This is a genomic window from Nocardia sp. JMUB6875 (genome assembly GCF_041154655.1).
Classification (GTDB): domain Bacteria; phylum Actinomycetota; class Actinomycetes; order Mycobacteriales; family Mycobacteriaceae; genus Nocardia.
The window spans coordinates 25,346-31,713 of the sequence record NZ_BAAFGR010000089.1 but is presented as its reverse complement, the minus strand read 5'-3'; the positions used below and the strand labels follow the sequence as shown (position 1 = coordinate 31,713).

Below are 6,368 nucleotides of genomic sequence, written 5' to 3'. Positions count from 1 at the left end.
CTCTCCAACCGCGACGGCCGCCCCGTCACCTCAGGCGCCTGCTACCGGGAGGATGACCACCTTGGTGTTCGGGGGGCGGGCTGCGGCGAGTTCGGTCAGGGCGGCGGTGCGGCCGGCGACGACCAGGTGGCCGGGGGCGTTGTGGTTGGCGGGGGCCAGATCGAGTTCCGTTATGCGGGTGAGGACTTCGTCGGGGGTGCCGCCGAGGACGGCCGCCATGCCGGTGTCGTCCGCGGCGCAGGCGTCGGCCATGGCTCGGCCGCGGATGGCGGCCAGGGCGATGGCGTCGTCGGGGGAGATCACCTCGGCGGCCGCTGCCGCCGCGAGCTCGCCGACGGAATGACCGGCCACGATCGTGCCGGGGCCGAGTCCGCCCGCGGCGCGCAGCGCCTGCACCGCGAGTAGTGCGGCCGCAGCCACCAGCGGCTGGGTGGTGGCGGTGTCGACGAGTTCGGTTGCGGCGGAGGTGGTTCCGAGGCGCAGGAGGTCGAGGTCGCAGATCTCGGACCAGCGCGCCAGGCATTGCTCGGCGTCCGGTAGCGACAGCCAGTCGGTCAGCATGCCCGGTTTCTGCGAGCCCTGCCCGGGCGCCAGCAGGGCATAGGGTTCGACGTCGAGGAGACGGCGGGCGGCGGGGCCACCTATCTGCGCTGCGGGGTTGCTCATCTGCGCTGCGAGGTCGCTCATCGGTGCTCCCTCCGCGCGACGCATTCCTCGGCGAAGGCCAGCGACCGCAGGTGGAAGGTGCGCGCGGTGTAGCCGAGGCTCGTGTTGTGCCCCGCATCCAACTGACGGTCGATGACCACGCGCGGCGAATGCCGCAGCCGGGAGCGCAGATTCGCGAGGGTGCGGTCGTCATGATGCCACCAGCGCTCGTGCTCGGCGAAGGTGAACCGGACCGGAACCCGAATGCGCTGGGCGACAGCGGGAAACGCCGATTCCCAACTCACGATGTCGAACTGCTCGGCGACCGGGATGGGCGCGGTGATCGAGCGAGCCTGGTGAAAGGTCTCCGGCGGATACAACTTCAGCGGCAGCCAGCTCTTCGTCCACGTCGTGCCGATGTTCTCGAGCCCGTCGGCCGGGCGGGCGTAACGGTGCCCGCATCCGGAGACGTCGACGCCCAGCAGATCGGGTACCCGCTGATAGGCGGCCGTGGTCAGCGCCAGCTTGCCGCCGAACGAATGGGCGTGCAGCAGCAGGCCCGCGCCGGTGTCGAACCGCCCGGCCAGATCACGCAGCGCATTCGCGAGAGTGGCGGCCTGGTCGACGACGGGCTGGCCCTCGGGCAATGCGACGGCGGACGCGCCGTAGCCGGGGCGGTCGATGGCGACGACCGAGAAGCCGAGGGCCGCACCCAGTTCGAGCATCGACATGCCCGGCAGGGCCCGGCCGTGGAAGTATCCGGCCCGCATCCCGGCCCCGTGCAGGGCGACGATGGTGGCGCGCGGCGGCCGGTGGACCGGCGTGGTGATCAATGCCGACAGCGTCGCGTCACCGCCGTCGAGGTCGATGGACCGGACCTCGGCGTCCTGATCGGCCGAATGTGGATGCAGCGGTGGCGGATTGATGACGGTCATGTCTGATCTCCTTGGCTTACACTGCAAATCGGAGTGCCCCGGGTGATGGCGGATCCGGTTTCGACCGAGAGACCCGTGATGACTCCGGCCTTGTGGGCGGTCACGGGGTTCTCCATCTTCATGGCCTCGAGCACCACGACCAGATCACCCGCCTCGACGGACTGACCCTCCGTGACAGCGACTTTGACCACGGTGCCCTGCATAGGCGCGGTGACCGAATCGCCGGAGGCTGCGCCGGTTATGCCTGTTCGTTTGCGCGGCTTGGGCTTCTTGCGGACCGCACCCGCGCCGTTGGCGGACGCGGCCGCACCGACGGAGAACTGGCCCGGCAGCGACACTTCCAGGCGACGGCCGCCGACCTCGACGACCACCTTCTGCCGCGGCGCCTCGTCCTCGTCCTCGATCGGCTGGGCACCGGTGTAGGGCTCGATCGGGTTGTCCCACTCGTTCTCGATCCACTTGGTGTAGACGTCGAACTTGGTGCCGTCACCGACGAACGCCGGGTTCTCCACGATGTGGCGGTGGAACGGGATAACGGTCGCGAGGCCCTCGATCTGGTACTCGGCCAGGGCGCGGGCGGCGCGCTGCAGCGCCTGCTCGCGGTTCTCGCCGGTGACGATCAGCTTGGCCAGCATGGAGTCGAACTGGCCGCCGATCACGCTGCCTTCGACCACACCGGAGTCGACGCGCACGCCGGGGCCCGCGGGCTCGCGGTAGACGGCGACCGGGCCGGGAGCGGGCAAGAAGCCGCGACCGGCGTCCTCACCGTTGATCCGGAACTCGAAGGAGTGCCCGCGCGGGGTCGGGTCTTCCTTGATCGAGAGTTCGTGGCCTTCGGCGATGCGGAACTGCTGGCGCACCAGGTCGATGCCGGCGGTCTCCTCGGTGACCGGGTGCTCGACCTGCAGACGCGTGTTCACCTCGAGGAACGACACCGTCTCGCCCTGCACCAGGTACTCCACGGTGCCCGCACCGTAGTAGCCGGCCTCCTTGCAGATCCGCTTCGCGGACTCGTGGATCTTGGAACGCACCTCGTCCGAGAGGAACGGGGCCGGTGCTTCCTCGACGAGCTTCTGGAAGCGGCGCTGCAGCGAGCAGTCGCGGGTGCCGGCGACGACGACGTTGCCGTGCTTGTCGGCGATGACCTGGGCCTCGACGTGGCGGGCCTTGTCCAGGTACTGCTCCACGAAGCACTCGCCACGCCCGAACGCGGCGGTGGCTTCACGCACGGCGGAGTCGAACAGCTCCGGGATCTCTTCGATGGTGTGGGCGACCTTCATGCCGCGGCCACCACCACCGAAGGCGGCCTTGATGGCCACCGGCACCCCGTATTCCTTGGCGAACGCGACGACCTCGTCGGCGTTCTTGACCGGGTCCTTGGTGCCCGCGGCCATGGGCGCCTGCGCGCGCTCGGCGATGTGGCGGGCGGTGACCTTGTCACCCAGATCGCGGATCGACTGCGGCGACGGCCCGATCCAGATCAGGCCCGCGTCGAGCACGGCTTGGGCGAAATCGGCGTTCTCCGACAGGAACCCGTAGCCGGGGTGGATCGCGTCCGCGCCGGCCTTGGCGGCGGCGTCGAGGATCTTGTCGAACACCAGGTACGACTCGGCCGAGGTCTGCCCACCCAGCGCGAACGCCTCATCGGCCAGCTTCACGAACGGCGCGTCCGCGTCCGGCTCGGCATACACGGCGACGCTGGCGATCCCGGCGTCCTTGGCAGCCCGGATCACGCGCACGGCGATCTCGCCCCGATTGGCTACGAGGACCTTGCCGATTGTCGGATACCGCTCTGCCGCACCGGATTCGATACTCATGCCGCGGCCCAGCTCTGCGGTGGGACGAAGGCGCTCACCCGCGGCGGCACGATCCAGCGCACGGGAGCCACCGCGGGCGGGGCACCCTCGGCGGAATTCGCGAGCACGCTCATCAAAGCGATGAGCAGGGCGGCTGTTTCGATATCGTCGGGCGCGCCGCGTTCGATGCGGATCAGGGGTGCTGTCATGTGCTTCTCGCTCTACTCACTGGGGTGGGTTGCCGTGCTTGCGAATCGGCAGGTCGGCGTGTTTGGTCCGCAGCATGGCGAGGCTGCGGATGAGCACCGAGCGGGTGTCGGCGGGATCGATCACGTCGTCGACCAGGCCCCGCTCGGCGGCATAGAAAGGATGCACCAGCTCCGAGCGGTACTCGGCAATCTTGTTCTGCCGCACCGCTTCCGGATCCTTCGCGGCATTGATCTCGCGGCGGAAGATGACGTTCGCGGCGGCCTCGGCGCCCATGACGGCGATCTCGTTGCTGGGCCAGGCCAGCGCCAGATCCGCGCCGATCGACCGAGAATCCATGACGATGTACGCGCCGCCGTAGGACTTGCGCAGCACCACCGAGACCCGCGGGACCGTCGCATTGCAGTAGGCGTAGAGCACTTTCTCGCCGTGGCGGATGATCCCGCCGTGCTCCTGCGCCACGCCGGGCAGAAAACCCGGCACGTCGATCAGGGTGACGAGCGGGATATTGAACGCGTCGCACAGCTGCACGAAGCGGGCGGCCTTCTCCGAGGCGGCGATGTCGAGCACCCCCGCCAGCATGCTCGGCTGATTGGCGACCACGCCCACCACATGCCCGTCGAGGCGGGCGAAGGCGCACACCACATTCGCCGCCCACTGCTCGTGCACCTCGAAGATCTCGTGGTCGTCGACGATCTCCTCGATGACCGCGCGCACGTCGTAGGGCCGGTTCCCGTCGAGGGGGACCAGATCGTAGAGCGACTCGTTGCGCCGATCCGCCGGATCGGTGCACGCCACCGCGGGCGGATGCTGACGGTTGTTGGCGGGCAGCATCGACAGCAGATGCCGGACGTCGTGCAGGCACGCGGGTTCGTCATCGTAGGTGAAATGGGTGACACCCGATGTGCGCGAATGGATGTCGGCCCCGCCCAGCTCGTTCATGGTGACCCGCTCGCCGGTCACCGCCGCCACCACATCGGGTCCGGTGATGAATATCTGCGCGGTCTCCCGGATCATGAAGACGAAATCGGTGAGCGCGGGACTGTAGGCGGCGCCACCGGCGCAGGGGCCGAGGATGACGCTGATCTGCGGAATCACCCCGGAGGCCTTGGTGTTTCGCGCGAAGATGCCACCGAATCCGGCCAGCGCGGTGACCCCTTCCTGGATGCGGGCCCCCGCGCCGTCGTAGAGCCCGACCAGCGGTGCGCCGGCGGCCAGGGCCAGATCCATCACCTTGTGGATCTTCTGTGCGTGCGCCTCGCCCAGCGCGCCGCCCATGATGCGGAAGTCCTGCGCGAAGACGAACACCGTGCGCCCCTCGACGGTGCCCCAGCCGGTGACCACGCCGTCGGTGTGGTGCCGCCGCGCCTCGAGACCGAATCCGGTGGCCCGGTGCCGGCGCAGCGCCTCGATCTCCTGAAACGACCCCGGGTCGAGCAGCAACTCGATCCGCTCGTAGGCGGTCAGCTTCCCCTGGTCGTACTGGCGTTGGGTCGCGGCCGCACCGGGTCCGGCCAGTACCGATTGTTTGAGTTTGTCGAGCTCCTCGACGCGTTCACGCATGTCCGTCCTCTCCACTGCTCCGAGTCTGACCCACGGGTCCTCGAGCGTCGCTCAAATGTCGTTGCCGGGAGCTTCGGGAGGATATTTCGGTCATGCGCAATGCGTATTTGATTCGTCATTCAATATCGATAGGCGGGCATAGCATGTAGCCGACGGTTTGGGAACATTTGGGCCTTTAACCATCAAATTACGGTTTGTTCACGAGGCCGATACCTGCCGCCCGTTAGTCTGGAGTGGCCTCCAGTGCTGTGGGTATTTATTTTCCGCGCATTGTCGGGGGGAAGTAGTAGGGAGCACCCGTGACACAGCAAATCTATGCCCGCGTGCTAGGACCACTAACGCTCGCGTTGCAGAACAGGAATGCCACACCGACGGCTCAGAAACAGCGGCAATTGCTCGCGCTGCTGCTCGTCCGGCATTCGACCGTGGTGCCGGTGTCCGCGATGATCGAGGAATTATGGAACGAGGATCCGCCGCGCAGTGCCGTGACCGTCGTGCAGACGTACGTCCTCGGGATCCGCAAGCGCATGGCGGAGTTCTTGGACGTCGAGCCAGGTGAGGTGGCCGATCGCTACCTGCGCACCTGGAGCAAGGGATACCTGTTCGACGCCCGCGACTGTGTGCTGGATGTCAGGGACTACCAGGTCATGGCCGAGGCCGCGCGGTGTGCGGCGGCGGTGGGCAACGATCGGCGGGCGGTCGAGCTGTACACCGCCTCGGAGGCCCTGTGGACCGGCCCGCCGCTGCTCGACGTGGAGGCCGGAAATCCGCTCGCCGCGGAATTGACGCATCTCGAGCAATTGCGCCTGGTTAATCAGGAGCGACGGATCGAGGCGCAATTGCGACTGGGCGCTCACCGTGAGGTCTGCCCCGATCTGGCGAGATTGACCGCCGAGCATCCACTGCACGAGCGGATACAAGCGTATTACATATACGCGCTGTGCCGTTCGGGGCAGAGGTATAGAGCGCTCGAGGCCTACCACAATTTCGCCGCCCTGATGCAGACCGAGCTCGGGCTCGACCCGTGCTGGCGGCTTCGGCAATTGCACCTGGATATCCTCAATGCGTCCGACGAGTCCGTGGCCGAGGTATTGGAGACGCGGCACGCCGGCTATTTGATCGGCTGGAATTCCACACCGGAACTCGGCAGGTCCGCGCGACCGGCCTGACCATTTGTTCTCATTGTTGAAAACACCTTCATGACATAAGAGATCGCCGGAGG

Annotated in this window: 5 protein-coding genes and 1 pseudogene; 1 reads left to right on the top strand and 5 read right to left on the bottom strand. The window is 67.5% G+C overall.

Features of this window, described 5'->3' with window-relative positions:
• Positions 1–33: 33 nt before the first annotated feature.
• The 5 genes and pseudogenes from ACAM49_RS22730 to ACAM49_RS22710 form a co-directional block, all read right to left on the bottom strand.
• Positions 34–645 (bottom strand): annotated as a pseudogene (locus tag ACAM49_RS22730) (ACP S-malonyltransferase); the annotation flags it as partial.
• Between the two features lie 38 nt (positions 646–683).
• Complete coding sequence (locus tag ACAM49_RS22725) at positions 684–1,580, bottom strand: alpha/beta hydrolase (protein ID WP_369637566.1); 897 nt, start codon at positions 1,578–1,580, stop codon at positions 684–686.
• On the bottom strand, positions 1,577–3,397 hold the full coding sequence (locus ACAM49_RS22720; protein WP_369637565.1) for a biotin carboxylase N-terminal domain-containing protein: 1,821 nt from the start codon (positions 3,395–3,397) through the stop codon (positions 1,577–1,579). Before ACAM49_RS22720 ends, ACAM49_RS22725 begins: the two co-directional genes overlap by 4 nt.
• Positions 3,394–3,585 carry an acyl-CoA carboxylase epsilon subunit gene (locus tag ACAM49_RS22715; protein ID WP_369637564.1) on the bottom strand — a complete coding sequence of 64 codons (192 nt, stop codon included), beginning with the start codon at positions 3,583–3,585 and terminating at the stop codon, positions 3,394–3,396. The genes ACAM49_RS22720 and ACAM49_RS22715 overlap by 4 nt, the downstream gene beginning before the upstream one ends.
• A gap of 16 nt (positions 3,586–3,601) precedes the next feature.
• Positions 3,602–5,146 (bottom strand): acyl-CoA carboxylase subunit beta, encoded by a 1,545-nt coding sequence (locus tag ACAM49_RS22710; protein WP_369637563.1) that lies wholly within the window; start codon positions 5,144–5,146, stop codon positions 3,602–3,604.
• 299 nt (positions 5,147–5,445) lie between these two features.
• Here ACAM49_RS22710 and ACAM49_RS22705 point away from each other — a divergent pair, with 299 nt between their 5' ends.
• Entirely contained in the window at positions 5,446–6,315 is an 870-nt protein-coding gene (locus tag ACAM49_RS22705; protein WP_369637562.1) for a BTAD domain-containing putative transcriptional regulator, read from the top strand.
• The last annotated feature ends 53 nt before the right edge of the window (positions 6,316–6,368 follow it).

Bases quoted from the DNA above. Each gene is read 5' to 3' on its own strand.
- ACAM49_RS22725 (WP_369637566.1), bottom strand. From the start codon at position 1,580: ATGACCGTCATCAATCCGCCACCGCTGCATCCACATTCGGCCGATCAG.
- ACAM49_RS22720 (WP_369637565.1), bottom strand. From the start codon at position 3,397: ATGAGTATCGAATCCGGTGCGGCAGAGCGGTATCCGACAATCGGCAAG.
- ACAM49_RS22715 (WP_369637564.1), bottom strand. From the start codon at position 3,585: ATGACAGCACCCCTGATCCGCATCGAACGCGGCGCGCCCGACGATATC.
- ACAM49_RS22710 (WP_369637563.1), bottom strand. From the start codon at position 5,146: ATGCGTGAACGCGTCGAGGAGCTCGACAAACTCAAACAATCGGTACTG.